At 71.5% G+C, this 19,157-nt stretch carries 20 protein-coding genes; 16 read left to right on the top strand and 4 right to left on the bottom strand.

The window, feature by feature from the left end; translation table 11 throughout:
* Nucleotides 1–33: 33 nt before the first annotated feature.
* Together ACFY7E_RS14825 and ACFY7E_RS14820 are read right to left on the bottom strand one after the other, a co-directional pair.
* Complete coding sequence (locus ACFY7E_RS14825; RefSeq protein WP_389484661.1) at nucleotides 34–708, bottom strand: response regulator; 675 nt, start codon at nucleotides 706–708, stop codon at nucleotides 34–36.
* Nucleotides 709–778: 70 nt separating this feature from the next.
* Complete coding sequence (locus tag ACFY7E_RS14820) at nucleotides 779–1,681, bottom strand: RecB family exonuclease (protein ID WP_389484660.1); 903 nt, start codon at nucleotides 1,679–1,681, stop codon at nucleotides 779–781.
* A 181-nt stretch (nucleotides 1,682–1,862) separates the two neighbouring features.
* Here ACFY7E_RS14820 and ACFY7E_RS14815 point away from each other — a divergent pair, with 181 nt between their 5' ends.
* The 3 genes from ACFY7E_RS14815 to ACFY7E_RS14805 all read left to right on the top strand — a co-directional run bounded on the left by ACFY7E_RS14815 (nucleotide 1,863) and on the right by ACFY7E_RS14805 (nucleotide 4,733).
* Complete coding sequence (locus tag ACFY7E_RS14815; RefSeq protein ID WP_389484970.1) at nucleotides 1,863–2,996, top strand: site-2 protease family protein; 1,134 nt, start codon at nucleotides 1,863–1,865, stop codon at nucleotides 2,994–2,996.
* 18 nt (nucleotides 2,997–3,014) lie between these two features.
* Complete coding sequence (locus tag ACFY7E_RS14810) at nucleotides 3,015–3,902, top strand: tRNA (adenine-N1)-methyltransferase (RefSeq protein ID WP_015032448.1); 888 nt, start codon at nucleotides 3,015–3,017, stop codon at nucleotides 3,900–3,902.
* A gap of 252 nt (nucleotides 3,903–4,154) precedes the next feature.
* A complete protein-coding gene (locus tag ACFY7E_RS14805) occupies nucleotides 4,155–4,733 on the top strand; it encodes a hypothetical protein (protein WP_389484658.1) in 579 nt (192 codons plus the stop codon).
* A gap of 4 nt (nucleotides 4,734–4,737) precedes the next feature.
* Here the strand turns inward: ACFY7E_RS14805 and ACFY7E_RS14800 are convergent, their stop codons facing one another.
* Complete coding sequence (locus tag ACFY7E_RS14800) at nucleotides 4,738–5,049, bottom strand: ferredoxin (protein ID WP_389484656.1); 312 nt, start codon at nucleotides 5,047–5,049, stop codon at nucleotides 4,738–4,740.
* Nucleotides 5,050–5,289: 240 nt separating this feature from the next.
* Between ACFY7E_RS14800 and arc the strand changes: the two genes are divergently transcribed.
* The 5 genes from arc (at nucleotide 5,290) to prcA (ending at nucleotide 10,920) form a co-directional block, all read left to right on the top strand.
* The gene (arc, locus tag ACFY7E_RS14795; RefSeq protein ID WP_383447837.1) at nucleotides 5,290–7,056 is read left to right on the top strand and encodes a proteasome ATPase; all 1,767 of its coding nucleotides are present in this window, start codon (nucleotides 5,290–5,292) and stop codon (nucleotides 7,054–7,056) included.
* A gap of 182 nt (nucleotides 7,057–7,238) precedes the next feature.
* Nucleotides 7,239–8,750, top strand: a complete 1,512-nt coding sequence (gene dop, locus ACFY7E_RS14790) for a depupylase/deamidase Dop (protein WP_383447834.1) — start codon at nucleotides 7,239–7,241, stop codon at nucleotides 8,748–8,750.
* A 159-nt stretch (nucleotides 8,751–8,909) separates the two neighbouring features.
* A complete protein-coding gene (locus ACFY7E_RS14785; RefSeq protein WP_030213091.1) occupies nucleotides 8,910–9,122 on the top strand; it encodes a ubiquitin-like protein Pup in 213 nt (70 codons plus the stop codon).
* Between the two features lie 161 nt (nucleotides 9,123–9,283).
* Nucleotides 9,284–10,123 (top strand): proteasome subunit beta, encoded by an 840-nt coding sequence (prcB, locus tag ACFY7E_RS14780; protein WP_383448399.1) that lies wholly within the window; start codon nucleotides 9,284–9,286, stop codon nucleotides 10,121–10,123.
* Between the two features lie 44 nt (nucleotides 10,124–10,167).
* Nucleotides 10,168–10,920: a proteasome subunit alpha gene (gene prcA / locus ACFY7E_RS14775; RefSeq protein WP_125659034.1), complete on the top strand. Its 753-nt coding sequence runs from the start codon at nucleotides 10,168–10,170 to the stop codon at nucleotides 10,918–10,920.
* Nucleotides 10,921–10,992: 72 nt separating this feature from the next.
* Here the strand turns inward: prcA and ACFY7E_RS14770 are convergent, their stop codons facing one another.
* The gene (locus ACFY7E_RS14770; protein WP_389484651.1) at nucleotides 10,993–12,012 is read right to left on the bottom strand and encodes a LacI family DNA-binding transcriptional regulator; all 1,020 of its coding nucleotides are present in this window, start codon (nucleotides 12,010–12,012) and stop codon (nucleotides 10,993–10,995) included.
* 123 nt (nucleotides 12,013–12,135) lie between these two features.
* On the opposite strand from ACFY7E_RS14770, the gene ACFY7E_RS14765 reads away from it, so the two are divergent.
* From ACFY7E_RS14765 to ACFY7E_RS14730, 8 genes are all read left to right on the top strand, one after another.
* Nucleotides 12,136–13,407, top strand: coding sequence for an MFS transporter (locus tag ACFY7E_RS14765; protein ID WP_389484648.1), 1,272 nt, complete (start codon nucleotides 12,136–12,138; stop codon nucleotides 13,405–13,407).
* Between the two features lie 69 nt (nucleotides 13,408–13,476).
* Nucleotides 13,477–14,838, top strand: a complete 1,362-nt coding sequence (gene pafA, locus ACFY7E_RS14760) for a Pup--protein ligase (RefSeq protein WP_389484646.1) — start codon at nucleotides 13,477–13,479, stop codon at nucleotides 14,836–14,838.
* 197 nt (nucleotides 14,839–15,035) lie between these two features.
* Nucleotides 15,036–16,016 carry an FKBP-type peptidyl-prolyl cis-trans isomerase gene (locus tag ACFY7E_RS14755; RefSeq protein ID WP_389484644.1) on the top strand — a complete coding sequence of 327 codons (981 nt, stop codon included), beginning with the start codon at nucleotides 15,036–15,038 and terminating at the stop codon, nucleotides 16,014–16,016.
* 101 nt (nucleotides 16,017–16,117) lie between these two features.
* Nucleotides 16,118–16,498 carry an FKBP-type peptidyl-prolyl cis-trans isomerase gene (locus ACFY7E_RS14750; RefSeq protein WP_383445029.1) on the top strand — a complete coding sequence of 127 codons (381 nt, stop codon included), beginning with the start codon at nucleotides 16,118–16,120 and terminating at the stop codon, nucleotides 16,496–16,498.
* Between the two features lie 130 nt (nucleotides 16,499–16,628).
* Nucleotides 16,629–17,585, top strand: a complete 957-nt coding sequence (locus tag ACFY7E_RS14745) for a helix-turn-helix transcriptional regulator (protein ID WP_389484642.1) — start codon at nucleotides 16,629–16,631, stop codon at nucleotides 17,583–17,585.
* Nucleotides 17,586–17,600: 15 nt separating this feature from the next.
* A complete protein-coding gene (locus ACFY7E_RS14740) occupies nucleotides 17,601–18,554 on the top strand; it encodes a helix-turn-helix transcriptional regulator (protein WP_389484640.1) in 954 nt (317 codons plus the stop codon).
* Nucleotides 18,555–18,608: 54 nt separating this feature from the next.
* Nucleotides 18,609–18,872, top strand: coding sequence for a hypothetical protein (locus tag ACFY7E_RS14735; RefSeq protein ID WP_383445034.1), 264 nt, complete (start codon nucleotides 18,609–18,611; stop codon nucleotides 18,870–18,872).
* A gap of 35 nt (nucleotides 18,873–18,907) precedes the next feature.
* Nucleotides 18,908–19,105 (top strand): hypothetical protein, encoded by a 198-nt coding sequence (locus ACFY7E_RS14730; RefSeq protein WP_383445036.1) that lies wholly within the window; start codon nucleotides 18,908–18,910, stop codon nucleotides 19,103–19,105.
* Nucleotides 19,106–19,157: the final 52 nt, after the last annotated feature.

Here is a 19,157-nt window from a genome sequence, read left to right as displayed (position 1 = left end):
CGGCGCACCCGCGCCGGGCCCCTCCGTCGTCCGCTACTGGTTGCCGCCGGGCCGCACCAGACCGCTCTCGTACGCGTACACCGCCGCCTGCACCCGGTCCCGCAGCCGCAGCTTCGTCAGCACATGGCCCACGTGCGTCTTCACCGTCGTCTCGCTGACGAACAGGTCCGCCGCGATCTCCGCGTTCGACAGGCCCCGCGCCACCAGCTTCAGCACCTCCACCTCACGGTCGGTCAGGGTGCTCAGCGCGTCCGGCATCCGCTCCTCGCCCGTCGGCAGGTGCGCCGAGTACTTGTCGAGCAGCCGGCGCGTGATCGACGGCGCCAGCATCGCCTCGCCCGCGGCCACCACCCGGATCGCCTGCACCAGCTCGTTCGCCGGGGCGTCCTTCAGGAGGAAGCCGCTCGCACCGGCCCGCAGCGCCTCCACCACGTACTCGTCGAGGTCGAAGGTGGTCAGGACGAGGACCTTCGCCGGACCGTCCCGGCCCGGACCCGTGATCTGCCGGGTCGCCTCCACCCCGTCCATCCGCGGCATCCGGATGTCCATGAGCACCACGTCCGGCTGGAGGGCGCGCACCTGCTCCTGCGCCTGGAGGCCGTCCCCGGCCTCACCCACCACCGCGATGTCCTGCTCCGCCTCCAGAATCATCCGGAAGCCGGTGCGCAACAGCGGCTGGTCGTCGACCAGGAGGACGCGGATCGTCACAGGGGCTCCTTCACGGGGCTGGACACACGGGATTCACGGCCGGGCCGGCCCCCGAGGTGCGAGCGAGCCCCTACGGCGCGGGCGGGGCCGGTTCCATTCTGCCCTGCCCGGATTCGTCCGACTCCGGCGGCCGCACCGAAACGATCTCCAGCGGATAGACCGGGGGAGTCCCGCCGAACTCCGGGCAGACCGCCCGGTGGTCGCACCAGCCGCACAGCTTCGTCGGCCGCGGCCGCCAGTCGCCCGTCTCCGTCGCCAGCCGGATCGCCTCCCACAGCGCGAGCAGCTTCCGCTCCACCCGCAGCAGGTCCGCCTCCACCGGGTCGTACGTCAGCACCTCCCCGCTGCCCAGGTACACCAGCTGGAGCCGCCGGGGGACCACGCCCCTCAGCCGCCGCACCACGAGGGCGTAGAAGGTCATCTGGAACAGCGCGCCGTCCCGGTACTCCGGCCGGGGCGCCTTCCCCGTCTTGTAGTCGACGATCCGCACGTCGCCCGAGGGCGTCACGTCGATCCGGTCGATCACCCCGCGCAGCCGCAGCCCCGAGTCCAGCTCCGTCTCCACGAACAGCTCGCGCTCGGCCGGCTCCAGGCGCGTCGGGTCCTCCAGCGTGAACCACCGCTCGACCAGCCGCTCCGCCTCGCCCAGCCAGCCCGCAAGCCGCTCCCCGTCCGGATCCTCCGCGAACAGCTCGCCCAGCTCCGGCTTCGACTCCAGGAGCCGCTCCCACTGCCCCGGCACCATCGCCTTCGCCCGCGGCGCCGTCCGCTCCGCCGCCGGATCGTCGAAGAGCCGCTCGAGCACGGCGTGCACCAGCGTGCCCCGGGTCGCCGCCGGACTCGGCTTCTCCGGCAGCCGGTCGATCACCCGGAACCGGTACAGCAGCGGACACTGCATGAAGTCGCTCGCCCGCGAGGGCGACAACGACATGGGCGCCCGCGGCTCGGCCGGCACCCGCTCGCTCGTACTCATGACCCCGACCCTACGACCCGCCACCGACAACCGGCCGCATACCATCGACCCGGGACCCCGTCGCACTGCATGATCGAACCGTGACGCACCGACGCGGGTCACACCGGCGCGACGAAAGGAACCCGTGAACCAGGACGAGCCCAAGCCGCAGCGGACCGAGGAGCCCGGCGGAGGCATCCTCATGGGCCGACCCTTCGGCGTGCCCGTCTACGTCGCCCCCAGCTGGTTCCTGGTCGCCGCCCTCATCACCTGGGTCTTCGGCGACCAGATCGAACGCGTCCTGCCCGACCTCGGCGCCGCGCGCTACCTCGTCTCCCTCTTCTTCGCGGTCGCCTTCTACGCCTCCGTGCTCGTCCACGAGCTGGCCCACACGATCGCCGCGCTCCGCTTCAAGCTGCCCGTGCGCCGCATCCAGCTCCAGTTCTTCGGCGGCGTCTCCGAGATCGAGAAGGAGAGCGAGACCCCCGGCCGCGAGTTCGTCCTCGCCTTCGTCGGCCCCCTCCTCTCCCTCGTCCTCGCCGGCCTGTTCTACCTCTCCCTGTACGCCGTCGAGCCCGGCACCGTCCCCGGCGTCCTCCTCGCCGGCCTGATGATCTCCAACCTGATCGTCGCCGTCTTCAACCTGCTCCCCGGCCTCCCGCTGGACGGCGGCCGGATGCTCCGCGCCGTCGTCTGGAAGATCACCGGCAAGCCCATGAGCGGCACCGTCGCCGCCGCCTGGGTCGGCCGCGCCCTCGCCGTCCTCGTCCTCGTCGGCCTGCCCCTGCTGACCCGCACCGGGCTCCTCGGCAACTCCACCGAGGACATCAGCGGCTTCGACACCGTCACCGACGCCCTGCTCGCCGCGATCCTCGCCGCCATCATCTGGACCGGCGCCGGCAACAGCCTCCGCATGGCCCGGCTGCGCGAGCACCTGCCCGACCTCGGGGCCCGCTCCCTCACCCGGCGCGCCATCCCCGTGGAGCCCGTCACCCCGCTCTCCGAGGCCCTCCGCCGCGCCAACGAGGCGGGCGCCCGCGCCCTCGTCGTCGTCGACGCCACCGGCGAGCCCACCGGCATCGTCCGCGAGGCCGCCATCGCCGCCGTGCCCCAGCACCGGCGCCCCTGGGTCGCCGTCAGCACCCTCTCCCAGGACCTCGCCGACGGCATGCGGGTCCCGGCCGAACTCGCCGGACAGCCCCTCCTCGACCACCTCCGCGCCAGCCCGGCCACCGAGTACCTGGTCGTCGAGGAGACCGGCGAGATCTACGGCGTCCTCTCCACCGCGGACGTCGAGCGGGCCTTCGTCAGGGCCATGGCACGACCGGGTTCCTGACCCCGGTACTCTGGTCGCATGTCCGAACCGACCGGTGCCGCCCGCCGACGCGGGCCCTTCAAGGTCGGGGACCAGGTTCAGCTGACCGACCCCAAGGGCCGTCACTACACGTTCACGCTCGAAGAGGGAAAGAACTTCCACACCCACAAGGGTTCTTTCCCGCACGACGAACTGATCGGCGCCCCCGAGGGCAGCGTTGTCCGCACCACCGGAAACGTCGCCTACCTCGCGCTGCGCCCCCTGCTCCCCGACTACGTCCTGTCCATGCCCCGCGGCGCCGCCGTGGTCTACCCCAAGGACGCGGGGCAGATCCTGGCCTTCGCCGACATCTTCCCCGGCGCGCGCGTCGTGGAGGCCGGGGTGGGCTCGGGGTCGCTGAGCAGCTTCCTCCTGCGCGCCATCGGAGACAGCGGCATGCTGCACTCCTACGAGCGCCGCGAGGACTTCGCCGAGATCGCGAAGGGCAACGTCGAGCGCTACTTCGGCGGCCCCCACCCCGCGTGGCAGCTGACCGTCGGCGACCTCCAGGACAACCTGTCCGACACCGACGTCGACCGCGTCATCCTGGACATGCTCGCCCCCTGGGAGTGCCTGGAGGCCGTCTCCAAGGCCCTCGTCCCCGGCGGCATCCTCTGCTGCTACGTGGCGACCACCACCCAGCTCGCCCGCACCGTGGAGTCCATCCGCGAGTTCGGCTGCTACGCCGAGCCGCAGCCCTGGGAGTCCATGATCCGCAACTGGCACGTGGAGGGCCTCGCCGTCCGCCCCGACCACCGCATGATCGGCCACACCGGCTTCCTCGTCACCGCCCGCCGTCTCGCGGACGGGGTCGAGCCCCCGATGCGCCGCCGCCGTCCCGCCAAGGGCGCCTACGGCGAGGACTACGAGGGCCCCAACAAGGGCTGACGCCCCGCCATCCGCGGCACGCCGCCGCCGAGTTCCCGCCCCCGGGCGGAACTCGGCGGCGGCGTCCCCATGTTCGAGACCTCCGGAAAACGGTCCGGGGCCGCCGGACGGCGGTTCCGGACCGTCGGGAAAACGTTCGATTCACGCCGGAAGGCCGTCGCCCGCCGTCCGCCCCCGCGTGTTCCGTCCCCCTGTGACGTGTGGCACGATGCCGGAAACCCCCGCCGCACCACCCCACAGGAGACGTCTCGCGTGCAGCTCCCCGCCGCCCCGGACCTCGCCGACCTCGCGCACACCCACGCCGGGCCGATGCACTGGCTGGCCACCGCCACCGCGACCGCCGCGGTCGTCGCCCTCGCGGGACTGTTCCAGCCCGGACCCGCCGGAGCCGCCGCCACGGCGGCACCCGCCCCGCGCCCGGCACCCGCCCCCGAGGCCGCGGCGGCCTCCTACCCCCTGGAGTGCGCGGGAGGCCCCCACACGGTCGCCAGGCGGGTCTCCGGGGACCTCGACGGCGACGGGAACCCCGAGACCGTTGCGGTCGTGCACTGCGAAGCCGGCTCCGGCACCCCGCCGAGCGGCGTCTACGTCCTCACCCGCGGCCGGGGGACGGACGCATCCGCGCGCGTGGTGGCCACACTCGTCGCACCCGATCAGCACCGGAGCGTCACCGAGCTGGCCGTACGCGACGGGGCGGTGCTCGCCACCCTGCTCGGCTACTCGTCCCTCGACGTACCCCGCTGCTGCCCGGACGAGAAGGAGCAGGTCAGCTGGCGCTGGCGGGGCGGAGCCTTCGTCCGCGCCGGCGGGGCCGAGGCGCGGAGCGCCTGACCCGTCACTCCGCGTCGGGGCCGTACACCTCGACCTTGTCCGCGACCCGGCGCACGTGGATGCAGTCGCCCGGGCACTCCTTCGCGGAGTCCACCACGTCCTGGAGCAGCGGCAGCGGCACCGGCGTGGTGGCACCCGTGTCCTGGAGGAGCTCGTCGTCGGTGCTCTTCACATAAGCGAGCCCGTCGATGTCCAGCTCGAAGACCTCGGGAGCGTACTGCGCGCAGATCCCGTCCCCGGTGCACAGGTCCTGGTCGATCCAGACCTCCAGGGCCTCGCCGGCGCCCGTCTCCGGGGCCTCGTTCTGCACGGTCATATCTCCTGCCGTTTCTGCTTCGCGCGTTAAGTCGGGCCACCCTTGGCGGGTGTTGGCCAATGACGACGATACAACCGCCCGCTTTCAGACGGTGAAGGGTGGGTATTCCCCTGGCGAGAGGGGAAGCGCAAGGGTGAAGATCGGACACACCCCGGAGTCTTTTTGATCTAGGGGTTTCAATCACCACCCACGCAGGTAGGGTCAGGAAGCGTCCAGCTCCCCTTGGAGGAGGTGAGGACCGTGGCAGCCCACGACGACGACATCAACCGCGGCATCCGGCCGGGACGAGGGTCTGAAGACCCCGCCGGTCAGGTTGCCTATCTCGAGCAGGAAATCGCCGTCCTGCGCCGCAAGCTCGCCGACTCTCCGCGACACACGAGGATTCTCGAAGAGCGGATCGTCGAGCTGCAGACCAACCTGGCCGGCGTGTCCACGCAGAACGAACGTCTGGCGAACACGCTCCGTGAGGCCCGCGACCAGATCGTGGCCCTCAAGGAGGAGGTCGACCGGCTCGCGCAGCCGCCGGCCGGCTTCGGTGTCTTCCTGCAGGCCAACGAGGACGGCACGTGCGACATCTTCACCGGTGGTCGCAAGCTCCGGGTGAACGTCAGCCCGAGCATCGAGCTCGAAGAGCTCCGGCGCGGCCAGGAGGTCATGCTCAACGAAGCGCTCAACGTGGTCGAGGCCATGGAGTTCGAGCGCGCCGGCGACATCGTCACCCTCAAGGAGATCCTCGAGGACGGCGAGCGCGCCCTGGTGGTCGGGCACACGGACGAGGAGAGGGTGGTCAGGCTCGCCGAGCCCCTGCTGGACGTCACCATCCGCTCCGGCGACGCCCTGCTGCTCGACCCCCGGTCCGGCTACGTCTACGAGGTGGTCCCCAAGAGCGAGGTCGAAGAGCTCGTCCTCGAAGAGGTCCCGGACGTCGACTACGAGAAGATCGGCGGTCTGGGCAACCAGATCGAGCTGATCCGCGACGCGGTCGAGCTCCCGTACCTCTACCCGGACCTCTTCAAGGAGCACGAACTGCGGCCGCCGAAGGGCATCCTGCTCTACGGCCCGCCCGGCTGCGGCAAGACGCTGATCGCCAAGGCCGTGGCCAACTCCCTGGCCAAGAAGGTCGCCGAGGTGACCGGTCAGCCCGCGGGAAAGTCCTACTTCCTCAACATCAAGGGCCCCGAGCTCCTCAACAAGTACGTCGGCGAGACCGAGCGGCACATCCGCCTCGTCTTCCAGCGTGCGCGCGAGAAGGCGAGCGAGGGCACCCCCGTCATCGTCTTCTTCGACGAGATGGAATCCCTCTTCCGCACCCGTGGATCCGGTGTCAGCTCGGACGTGGAGAACACCATCGTCCCGCAGCTGCTCGCCGAGATCGACGGCGTGGAGGGCCTGGAGAACGTCATCGTCATCGGCGCCTCCAACCGCGAGGACATGATCGACCCCGCGATCCTGCGGCCCGGCCGGCTCGACGTCAAGATCAAGATCGAGCGTCCGGACGCGGAGGCGGCGAAGGACATCTTCGCGAAGTACCTCACGGGCAACCTGCCGCTGCACGAGGACGACGTCTCCGAGCACGCCGGCTCCAAGGACGCCGCGGCCCACGGAATGATCCAGTCCGTCGTCGAGCAGATGTACGCGGAGTCCGAGGAGAACCGCTTCCTCGAAGTCACGTACGCCAACGGCGACAAGGAAGTCCTGTACTTCAAGGACTTCAACTCCGGCGCGATGATCCAGAACATCGTCGACCGGGCCAAGAAGATGGCCATCAAGGCCTTCCTCGACCACAACCAGAAGGGCATCCGGGTCTCCCACCTCCTCCAGGCGTGCGTGGACGAGTTCAAGGAGAACGAGGACCTGCCCAACACCACCAACCCCGACGACTGGGCCCGTATCTCCGGAAAGAAGGGCGAGCGGATCGTGTTCATCCGCACGCTCGTCACCGGAAAGCAGGGCGCGGACACCGGGCGCTCCATCGACACGGTGGCCAATACCGGCCAGTACCTGTAGAACGCACACCGGCTGCGGATGTCCGGGGACCGGGCATCCGCAGCCTGCGCATTCCATCCAGCATTTCCCCCGGCATCACAGGGGAATACCGCAAACGATCTCCCCACCAGCGCGGAGCCGCTCTAGGCTCTTCGGTACCGCCGAGTCGCGCACAGTGAGCGCCGCCGGGCAAGGAGGGCCGCATGACCGTACGGCGAGTAATGGGCATCGAGACGGAGTACGGGATCTCCGTCCCGGGACACCCGAACGCCAATGCCATGCTCACCTCGTCCCAGATCGTCAACGCCTACGCGGCGGCGATGCACCGGGCGCGCCGCGCCCGCTGGGACTTCGAGGAGGAGAACCCGCTGCGGGACGCCCGCGGCTTCGACCTCGCCCGCGAGGTGGCCGACTCCAGCCAGCTCACCGACGAGGACATCGGCCTGGCCAACGTGATCCTCACCAACGGGGCCCGGCTCTACGTGGACCACGCCCACCCGGAGTACAGCTCCCCCGAGGTCACCAACCCCCGCGACGCCGTCCTCTGGGACAAGGCCGGCGAGCGGATCATGGCGGAGGCCGCCGAGCGCGCCGCCCAGCTGCCCGGGGCCCAGCCCATCCACCTGTACAAGAACAACACCGACAACAAGGGCGCGTCCTACGGCACCCACGAGAACTACCTGATGAAGCGGGAGACCCCCTTCTCGGACATCGTGCGCCACCTGACCCCCTTCTTCGTCTCCCGCCAGGTCGTGACCGGCGCGGGACGGGTCGGCATCGGCCAGGACGGGCGCGAGAACGGCTTCCAGATCAGCCAGCGCGCCGACTACTTCGAGGTCGAGGTGGGCCTGGAGACCACCCTCAAGCGGCCCATCATCAACACCCGGGACGAACCGCACGCCGACGCCGAGCAGTACCGCCGCCTGCACGTGATCATCGGCGACGCGAACCTCTCGGAGATCTCGACCTACCTCAAGCTGGGCACCACCGCGCTGGTCCTGTCGATGATCGAGGACGGCTTCATCACCGTCGACCTCGGTGTCGACCAGCCGGTGCGCACCCTCCACCAGGTCTCGCACGACCCCTCGCTCCAGTACCTGATCACGCTCCGCAGCGGCCGGACGCTCACCGCCGTGCAGCTCCAGATGGAGTACTTCGAGCTGGCCAGGAAGTACGTGGAGGAGCGGTACGGCGCGGACGCGGACGAGCAGACCAAGGACGTCCTGACGCGCTGGGAGGACACCCTCAACCGGCTGGAGAACGATCCGATGAGCCTGGCCGGCGAGCTCGACTGGATCGCCAAGCGGGAGCTCATGGAGGGCTACCGGCGCCGCGACGGCCTGGACTGGGACGCCGCCCGTCTGCACCTGGTGGACCTCCAATACGCGGACGTGCGCCCCGACAAGGGCCTGTACAACCGCCTGGCGGCCCGCGGGCGCATGAAGCGGCTCCTGGACGAGACCGAGGTGGAGCGGGCCGAGACGGCGCCTCCCGAGGACACCCGGGCCTACTTCCGGGGCCGCTGTCTGGAGCAGTACGCGGACGACGTCGCCGCGGCCTCCTGGGACTCGGTGATCTTCGACCTGCCGGGCCGGGACTCGCTCCAGCGCGTCCCGACCCTGGAGCCCCTCCGGGGCACCAAGGCACACGTGAAATCGCTCCTGGACCGCTGCCGGACGGCGGAGGAACTGGTGCGCGTGCTCTCGGGCAACTGAACCGGGAGCCCCGGACAAGCCTGAAATGCCCCGGCACTGGGAATCATGGAACCAGTGCCCGGGCTTGTGGAAACCACGAGGCCGAAGTCGGACCCTGCCTATAGGGTCTGATCTTGCAAGGACTCAACCGAGCGGGCCGATTCGAGCGGGGTGAGGGACATGGCGACCAAGGACACCGGCGGCGGACAGCAGAAGGCGACGCGCTCCACGGAGGAGGTCGAGGAGACCACCACGGAGGCGAGCTCCGACCTCCAGGAGCGCCAGGAGAAGCTGAGCGAGGACGTGGACTCCGTCCTGGACGAGATCGACGACGTCCTGGAGGAGAACGCCGAGGACTTCGTTCGATCGTTCGTGCAAAAGGGTGGCGAGTAACCGCCTCGCGCACCTGTCGTCCTCCGTCCCCGGAGCCCCGGACAAAGCCGTGGGTCCGGGGACGGATGACAGGCCGTGGCACGGGTAAGGTCCGTGCACAGCAAGCAAGATCGGCCCGCGCTCCGCACGGCGGGCCGATTCTCCCACCCGGAAGGAATCGCGTGGAAGCCAACCCTCGTAGCACCGGGCGTCTGCCGGCGGCCTTCCTGACGCCGGGCTCGTCCTCGTTCATGGACTTCCTGTCCGCGCACTCGCCGGATCTGCTCCCCGGCAACCGGAAGCTTCCGGAGGGCATCGTCGAGGCCCCCCACGGCACGACCATCGTGGCCGCCACCTTCCCCGGCGGGGTCGTCCTCGCCGGTGACCGCCGCGCCACCATGGGCAACATGATCGCGCAGCGGGACATCGAGAAGGTGTTCCCGGCCGACGAGTACTCCGCGGTCGGCATCGCCGGCACCGCGGGCCTGGCGGTGGAGATGGTCAAGCTGTTCCAGCTGGAGCTGGAGCACTTCGAGAAGGTGGAGGGCGCGACGCTCTCCCTGGAGGGCAAGGCGAACCGCCTGTCCACCATGATCCGCGGCAACCTCGCCATGGCCATGCAGGGCCTCGCCGTCGTGCCGCTCTTCGCGGGCTGGGACGAGGGCAAGGAGAAGGGCCGGATCTTCTCGTACGACGTGACCGGCGGCCGCTCCGAGGAGCACGGCTTCGCCGCCACCGGTTCGGGTTCGATCTTCGCGCGCGGTTCGATGAAGAAGCTCTACCGCGACGACCTGACCGAGCAGCAGGCCACCACGCTGGTGGTGCAGGCGCTGTACGACGCGGCGGATGACGACTCCGCGACCGGAGGCCCGGACCTGGCCCGCCGGATCTTCCCGATCGTCACCGTCATCACCGACGAGGGCTTCCGCAGGCTCACCGAGGCCGAGTCCTCCGAGCTTGCCCGGTCGATCACCGAGCGACGGCTCGAGCAGCCCGACGGGCCGCGCGCCGCCCTGCTCTGACCACTCGTCGCTCCAGAAGCCCAGAAGAAAGGGACGGACCGCCGGTGTCCACTCCGTTCTACGTCTCACCCCAGCAGGCCATGGCCGACCGGGCCGAGTACGCCCGCAAGGGCATCGCCCGCGGCCGCAGCCTCGTCGTCCTCCAGTACACCGACGGCATCGTCTTCGTCGGCGAGAACCCGTCCCGCGCCCTCCACAAGTTCAGCGAGATCTACGACCGGATCGGCTTCGCGGCCGCCGGCAAGTACAACGAGTACGAGAACCTGCGCATCGGCGGCGTGCGCTACGCCGACCTGCGGGGCTACACCTACGACCGGGACGACGTCACCGCGCGCGGCCTGGCCAACGTCTACGCGCAGACCCTCGGCACCATCTTCTCCAGCGCGGGGGAGAAGCCGTACGAGGTGGAGCTGGTCGTCGCCGAGGTCGGCACCGAGCCGGAGGGCGACCAGATCTACCGGCTGCCGCACGACGGCTCGATCGTCGACGAGCACGGCTCGGTCGCGGTCGGCGGCAACGCCGAGCAGATCAGCTCCTTCCTCGACCAGCGGCACCGGGACGGCATGTCCCTGGCCGAGGCCCTGAAACTGGCCGTGCAGGCGCTCTCGCGGGACACCAACGGCAGCGAGCGGGACATCCCCGCCGAGCGCCTGGAGGTGGCGGTCCTGGACCGCACGCGCCCGCAGCAGCGCAAGTTCAAGCGGATCGTCGGCCGGCAGCTGTCGCGCCTCCTGGAGGCGGACAACGCGGCGGTGACGAAGACGGACGAGCCCTCCGACGAGGCTCCCGAGGAGTAGACGGCACCGTCCGAGGGGCCCCGGCGCGCTTGAGCGGCCGGGGCCCCTCGGCACATCCGCCGCCGATAGGGCTCAGGCGGCCGGGGCGGGTCCCGAGGAGCCCCGGGGGACCAGGGTGACGGGAAGGGTGTCCGGGCGGGGCGGTTCGCCCGCGAGGACGGCGAGGAGCGCCTCCATGCCCCGCCGGCCGAACTCCTCGGCGGGCAGCCGGACGGTGGTGAGCTCCGGCTCCAACACCGTCGCCAGGGCCATGTCGTCGAAACCGGTGACCGACAGGTCCTCGGGGACGCGCAGACCGAGCCGGCGCGCGGCCTTGTAGACGCCGGCCGCGAGGATGTCGTCGTCGCAGACCACCGCGGTGGGGCGGGGCCCCGGAGCGGCGAGGGCCCGGCCCGCCGCCTCCCGCGCGTCCGCGACGTTCAGCGGCGACCGCACGGTACGGACGTCCGTACCGCGCAGGGTCCGGGCGAGCGCGTCGGCCCGCACGTCGAAGGTCCAGGACGGGGCCGCGGACGCCAGATGGAGGAAGCGGCGGTGGCCGAGGGCCAGCAGGTGCTCGGTCACCCGGCGCATGCCGTCCGCGACGTCGAGGTTCACATGGGCGGCGGCGCCGGTGCCGGCCGGATCGCTGTCGAGCATGACGAGCGGCAGGTCGGTGCCCCGGAAGGCCTCCAGGGCGTCGGTCGCCATGGAGGAGGCGATCACGCCGTCGAGGGCGGCCTGCGCGGAGGCGAAGGGGTCCCGGGCCGGTCCCACGCCGTCGGGGGAGGGGTAGAGGACGACGCCGAAGCCGTGCCGGGCCGCCGCCGCTGCGGCGCCCGTGTGGACGTGGGCGAAGAACTCGTTGGTGAGGGCCGGGACGACGAGCAGGGCCGTCCTGGTGCGGCCGAGCCGGAGGTTGCGGGCGGCCAGATTGGGCCGGTAGCCCAGCTCCCGGGCGGCCTCCCGCACGGCGCCCGCCGTGCGCTCGGAGACCCGGCCGCGCCACTTGTCGCCGAGCACCAGGGAGACGGTGGCCTGCGAGACGCCCGCGACCCGGGCGACGTCCCGGCTGGTCGGGCGGGTGCCGCCGAGCGGCTCCGGGGTCTGCACACAAGCCTCCGCGTCGGACGGTCCCAGGGTCGCGGAGTGGACCCGCGCACAGGCGACATGGTACGTATGACGCCGGACGTTATACGTAAAACCCCGGCAGGTCCGGGGCGAGGGGAGACCGACATGGCCACCGAGGCACCGGCACGCGGGGGCTATCTCGACATCCTCCGGGCACCGCACGCGGCCCGGCTGCTCACCGGGACCCTCGTGGGGCGCCTGCCCAACGGTACGGGCCCCGTCGCCCTCACCCTCTTCGTCCGCGACCAGGGCGGCAGCTACACCCTCGCCGGCGGCCTCATCGCCGCCTACGGCGTCGCCACCGCCCTCGGCCAGCCCCTCCTCGGCCGGGCCGTCGACCTCAAGGGACAGCCCCGGGTGCAGCTGCCCGCCGCCGTCCTCTCCGCCCTCGGCGCGGCCCTGCTCGCCCTCACCGGCATCGGACACCTCGGCCTCGCCTACGCGGCCGTCGTCGTCGCGGGGCTCTTCACCCCGCCCCTGGAGGGCGGGCTGCGGGCCCTGTGGCCGAGCGTCCTCGGCCGCGAGGACCGGGTCCACCGCGCGTACGCCCTCGACGCGGTCGCCCAGGAGGTCATGTTCACCGTCGGGCCCCTGCTGCTCACCCTCCTGATCTCCCTGTGGTCGCCCGCCGCCGCCCTCCTCGTCATCAACGCCCTGGGCGTCCTCGGGGCCCTCGCCGTCGTCCTCTCCGAACCCTCCCGCACCTGGCGCTCCGCGCCCCGCGAGGCCCACTGGCTGGGCGCCCTGCGCTCGCCCGGCCTCCTCGCCCTCCTCGGCTCCTTCTTCTTCGTCGGCCTCGCCCTCGGCTCCATCACCGTCGCCGCCGTCGCCTACGCCGACGACCGCGGCGCCCCCGCCGTCTACGGCTGGCTCATGGCCGCCCTCGGCCTCGGCGCGCTCCTCGGCGGCGTCGCCTACGGCGCCCGGCAGTGGGCCGGGGCGCCCGAGCGCCGTCTGCGCGTCCTCGTGCTGCTCCTCGCGGTCTGCTACCTGCCGCTGATCCTCGTCCCGGGCCCCGTCGCCATGACGGGCCTCTCGGTCCTCTCGGGCGTCTTCCTGGCCCCCGCCCTCGCCTGCGCCTTCCTCGTCGTCGACCGCCACGCGCCGCGCGGCACCGTCACCGAGGCCTTCTCCTGGCTCGTCACCACCTTCGGCGTCGGCTCGGCCCTCGGCTCCGCCGTCGCGGGACCCGCCGTCGAACTCGCCGGGACCGCGTCCGGCTTCGGGGTGGCCGGGGCCGGCGGCCTCGTGGCCTTCGCCGTCCTCCTCGCCACCACCCGCGTCCTGCACGTCCCGACGGCCCCCGCCGCCGGGGCGCGACACGCCGTCGGCACGGACGGTCCCGCCGCCGCGCACGGGGAAAAGAACACGCCCTGATCGGAAAATGATCCGAACGTGAGTGTCCAACCCGGTTTCAGCACAGGCCGTCAGGCGTAATGTTCAGACATGGACCGCCGCATTTTCGGACTGGAGAACGAGTACGGCGTCACGTGCACGTTCAGGGGACAGCGCCGACTGTCTCCTGACGAAGTGGCGCGCTACCTCTTCCGCCGTGTCGTGTCATGGGGCCGCAGCAGCAATGTCTTCCTGCGGAACGGCGCCCGCCTGTACCTCGACGTGGGTTCGCATCCGGAATACGCCACACCGGAATGCGACGACGTGACCGAACTGGTCACCCACGACAAGGCCGGCGAGCGCATTCTCGAAGGCCTGCTCGTCGACGCCGAACGCCGCCTGCACGAGGAGGGAATCGCGGGCGACGTCTACCTCTTCAAGAACAACACCGACTCGGCCGGAAACTCCTACGGCTGCCACGAGAACTATCTCGTCGCCCGCCACGGGGAGTTCTCCCGGCTCGCGGACATCCTCATTCCCTTCCTCGTCACCCGGCAGCTCATCTGCGGTGCGGGGAAGGTCCTCCAGACCCCGCGCGGCGCGGTCTACTGCGTCTCCCAGCGCGCCGAGCACATCTGGGAGGGCGTCAGCTCCGCCACCACCCGCTCGCGGCCCATCATCAACACACGGGACGAGCCGCACGCCGACGCCGAGCGCTACCGCAGGCTCCACGTCATCGTCGGCGACTCGAACATGTCCGAGACGACCATGCTGCTCAAGGTCGGCGCCACCGACCTCGTGCTCCGCATGATCGAGGCCGGCACCGTGATGCGCGACCTGACCCTGGAGAACCCGATCCGGGCCATCCGCGAGGTCAGCCACGACATCACCGGCCAGCGCAAGGTCCGGCTCGCCAGCGGCCGCGAGGCCTCCGCCCTGGAGGTCCAGCGCGAGTACTACGAGAAGGCCGTGGACTTCGTCGACCGCCGCGGCATCCGCGCCGGCACCGTCGCCCAGGTCCTGGAGCTGTGGGGCCGCACGCTCGACGCGATCGAGGCCGAGCGGCTGGACCGCATCGAGACCGAGATCGACTGGGTCATGAAGCACAAGCTCATCGAGCGGTACCGGGCCAAGCACAACATGACCATGTCGAACCCGAGGGTCGCGCAGATAGACCTCGCCTACCACGACATCCACCGTCGCCGGGGCCTGTACTACCTGCTCCAGAAGAACGGACAGGCGGCCCGGATCTGCAACGACCTGAAGATCTTCGAGGGCAAGTCCGTGCCCCCGCAGACCACCCGGGCCCGCCTCCGCGGCGACTTCATCCGCCGCGCGCAGGAGCAGCGGCGGGACTTCACCGTCGACTGGGTCCACCTCAAGCTCAACGACCAGGCACAGCGCACGGTGTTGTGCAAGGACCCGTTCCGCTCCGTCGACGACCGGGTGGAGAAGCTGATCGCCGGCATGTGACGGGACCACCGCAAGGGTGAAAACACGGCACGGGAGGCCGGGTCCGGAGCACCGGGCCCGGCCTCCCGTGACGAAGGCCGCGCCCCGCCGGGAGCGCGGCCGCGGTTCCGTCCGTCGAGTACGCCGGAACCCCTGCGGGGCAGGGGCCGCACCGTAGAGTGTGGACGTTCCCATGGCCCCGACTCCCAGTTGGACTGATGAACTACAACACGAAGCGACGTATCGCCGCGCTCCTCGCCGTGCCCGTCCTGCTGATCACCGCCGCGTGCGGTTCGGACTCGGAGAAGGACGGCGCCTCGGACGGCACGGTGGCCGAGGTCAAGGGGAAGTTCGGCGCGCAGCCCGACGTCGTGGTCCCCAAGGACGCCAAGGCCGCCGACAAGACGGTGATCGAGACCGTGACGGAGGGCAGCGGGGCGACGGTCAAGAAGGGCGACTTCGTCAGGCTGGACTGGACGGTCGAGAAGTGGCAGGAGGACAAGCCGCTCGGCGGCACGTGGGCCCAGCAGACGCCCGGCGCCAAGGGAGTGCACCCGCAGTCCGTGGAGCGGCTCGGCCAGCCGAGCCAGCAGCTGCCGGAGAAGGTGCTCAACGCGGTGGAGGGCAAGAAGGCCGGCTCCCGCATCCTCGTCCAGGGCACCGCGAGCGACCTGGTCGGCGAGAACCTCAACCCGCAGTCGGGGCTGAAGGCCACCGACACCCTGGTCTGGGTCGTCGACGTGGCCGGAACCGCCACGGTGGACTCCAAGGCCGAGGCCAAGGGCACGCAGGCGGCGCCCGAGGCCGGCATGCCGGAGGTGAAGGCGCCCTCCCAGGCCGCCGCCACGATCACCATCCCCAAGGGCCAGAAGGCCCCCACCGAGCTGAAGCAGCAGGTGCTCATCAAGGGCACCGGGCCGAAGGTCGAGGCCGGACAGGGCCTCATCGCCCAGTACACCGGTGTGAAGTGGGAGGACGGCAAGAAGTTCGACTCCTCCTGGGACCACGGTGGCGCCACCGCCTTCCAGATCGGCACCGGATCGGTCATCCAGGGCTGGGACAAGGGCCTGGTCGGCAAGAACGTCGGTGACCGCGTGCTCCTGGTGATCCCCCCGGCGCTGGGCTACGGGGCCAACCCGAGCAGCGAGCTGGCGAAGAACACGCTGGTCTTCTCCGTCGACATCCTGGGCGTCGCCTGATCACCGGCCCGACCACGGGTCCGGTCACCGACATCACCGGTCCGATCACCGATCTGTGAGACTGTTCCGGACCGACGCACCACAAGAAGGAGCACACAGCAGTGAGCATCGAGAAGCCCGAGGTCGACTTCCCGGGTGGCGAGCCGCCGAAGGACCTGGAGATCAAGGACGTCTGGGAGGGCGACGGCGAGATCGCCGAGGCCGGCGACGCCGTCCAGGTCCACTACGTGGGCGTGGCCTTCTCCACCGGCGAGGAGTTCGACGCCTCCTGGAACCGCGGCACCCCGCTGCAGTTCCAGCTCGGCATCGGCCAGGTCATCAAGGGCTGGGACCAGGGCGTCCAGGGCATGAAGGTCGGCGGCCGCCGCCAGCTGATCATCCCCGCCCACCTCGCCTACGGCGACCGCGGCGCCGGCAGTGCCATCGCCCCCGGCGAGACGCTGATCTTCGTCTGCGACCTCGTGGCCGTCGGCAAGCGCTGATCCGGCCCGACGAGGCATCGGGGGCCCCCGCCGTCCACGGCGGGGGCCCTCGGCTTTGGTTCCCGGGACCCCGGGGCGGTACGGTCGGACGTCCGAGAAGTGCGACCGGCGGAAGAGGTGCGGGGCGGCGATGGCGATTGCCAAGTCCGAGCGGCTGATGAATCTCGCGCTGTGCCTGCTCGGGACGCGCCGCCCGCTCAGCAAGCGCGAACTGCGCGGCTCCATCGAGGCGTACCTCGAAGCGAGCGGCGAGGACGCCTTCAACCGCATGTTCGAGCGCGACAAGGACGACCTCCGCGAGCTCGGCCTCGTCATCGAGACCGTCGAGAACCTGGACGGCGAGACCGGCTACCTGGCCCGCCGCGACTCCAACCGGCTGCCGCCCATCACCCTCGACGCCGAGGAGGCCGCCGCGCTCGGCCTCGCCGCCAAGGTCTGGCAGCAGGCCCGCCTCGCCGGGGCCGCCAGCGGCGCCCTCCAGAAGCTCCGCGCCGCCGGCATGCCGGAGGCGGAGGACTCGTACGACGTGCAGCCCAGCGCCCTCGAACCGCGCATCCCGGTCCGCGAGGCCGCCTTCGAGCCCCTCATGCTGGCCTGCCGCGACCGGCGGCCCGTCGTCTTCGACTACCGCAAGGCCAACGCCGCCCGCCCCGAGACCCGTCACGTCGAGCCCTGGACCCTCGAGTGCTGGCGCGGCCACTGGTACCTCGCCGGCTGGGACCGCGACCGCGGCGCCGAGCGCGTCTTCCGCCTCTCCCGGATCACCGGCAGGGTCCGCTCCCGGGCCGGTGCCTTCACCGCGCCCGTGCCCGACGTCGTCACCGTCCGGGAGACCGTCGAGAGCTGGGCCGGCGAGACCGCCACCCGCTCCGCCCGGATCCGCCTCCGCGCCGGCGCCGGCTACCCGCTGCGGGCCCGCGCCCGGTCCGTACGGCAGGGCGCCGACGGCTGGGACGAGCTGGAGATCCCGTACGGGCACGGCCTCGACGCCTGGCTCGTCGAGTTCGGCCCCGACGTCGTCGTGCTGGAACCGGCCGATCTGCGGGCCGACGTGATGGACCGGCTGCGCGCCGTGGCCAAGGGCTGAGGGGGAGACGGACGCATGGCTGCCAACGCGATCGACCAGACGAGGCGGATGCTCTCCCTCGTCACCTACCTCCGCGAGCGTCCCGGCGCCCACGTCGCCGACGTGGCGCGCGCCTTCGGCATCACCGAGGACGAGCTGATCTCCGACCTGGACGTGCTGCCCATGTGCGGCACCAGCTTCCGGGGCGGCGACCTCCTCGACATCGACACCGACGGCGACCGGATCTGGTGGCACAACCCCGACGACGTCGCCGCCCCGCTGCGCCTCGCCGCCGACGAGGCGACCGCCCTGCTCGTCGCCGCCCGCGCCGTCGCCACCCTGCCGGGGCTCCGCGAGGGCGACCGGGAGGCCCTGCTGCGCGCCACCGCCAAGCTGGAGGCCGCGGCCGGCGAGGCAGCCGGGGCCAGCGCCCGGCTCTCGGTGACCTTCGAGGCCGAGGGCGGGGTCTTCGCCGAGGTCGACCGGGCGATCTCCGAGCGCCGCCGCCTGTGGGTGCGCTACTACTCGCCCGCGCGCGACGAGCTCACCGAGCGCGAGGTCGACCCCATCCGGCTCTTCGCCGTCGGCCACACCTACATGGAGGCGTGGTGCCGCCTCTCCGAGGCGCGCCGCACCTTCCGGCTCGACCGGGTCGCGGAGATCCGCCTCCTGGACGAGCCCGCCGCGCCGCCGGAGCTGGAGCTGCGGGACCTCTCCGAGAACCTGGTCCAGCCCTCCGCCGACGACCCCGAGGTCGTGGTCGAGGTCGGCCCCGGGGGCCGCTGGGTCGCCGAGTACTACCCGCACGACCGGGCCGACGAGCTGCCCGACGGCGGTCTGCGGATCACCCTGCGCACACCGGACCCCGCCTCGCTGCGCCGGCTCGCGCTCCGGCTCGGCAGCGACGGGCGCATCGTCGCGCCGGCCGAGCTCGCCGACAGCGCCAGGACGGCGGCCGCCGCCGCGCTCGCCGCGTACGAGAACGGGTGAGGCACGGCGGGGACGGCCCGGCGCGAGCGGGATGAACGGCCCGGGACGAAAGAGATGAGGGAAATGTCCGTGATGCACGGTTTTGCGGCGACGGTGGCCCCGGTCCTCTTCAAGGCCGCCTGCCCCGACTGCCGTTCCCGCTTCGAGCTCGCGCCGAACGCCCTGCGCCTCGCCATCGGGGCCAGCCGCCGCACCACCTTCTACTCCTTCACCTGCCCCGAGTGCGGAAGCGCCGTCCGCAAGCCCGCGGGCGAGCGCATCGTCGAACTCCTCACCGGGGGCGGCGTCCGGACACTGCGCCTCCACACCACCGTCTGACCGGCCCCCCGCCGCCCACCGTCTAGGCTCGCCCCATGTTCTGGCCCATGCTCGCCATCGCCCTCGGCTTCCTCGGCATCGCCGTCCTCGGCGTCCTCGCCGTCAAGGTCTTCCTGGAGGTCCAGCGCCTCGGCCGTCAAGTGGCCCGCACCAGCGACCGGATCGCCCGGGCCGCCGAAGAGCTCGAGGACGCCGCCGCCGACCTCGCCCGAACCGGCGAGACGCTCCGCTGAACCCGTGCCGTACGCTGCGAGAAGCGGCCCCGGCCGGGGCACGCGGGACGCA

Origin of the sequence: Streptomyces sp. NPDC012825 (assembly GCF_042900925.1) — a bacterium.
Classification (GTDB): Bacteria; Actinomycetota; Actinomycetes; order Streptomycetales; family Streptomycetaceae; genus Streptomyces.
This window is presented reverse-complemented; position numbering and strand designations above follow the sequence as displayed.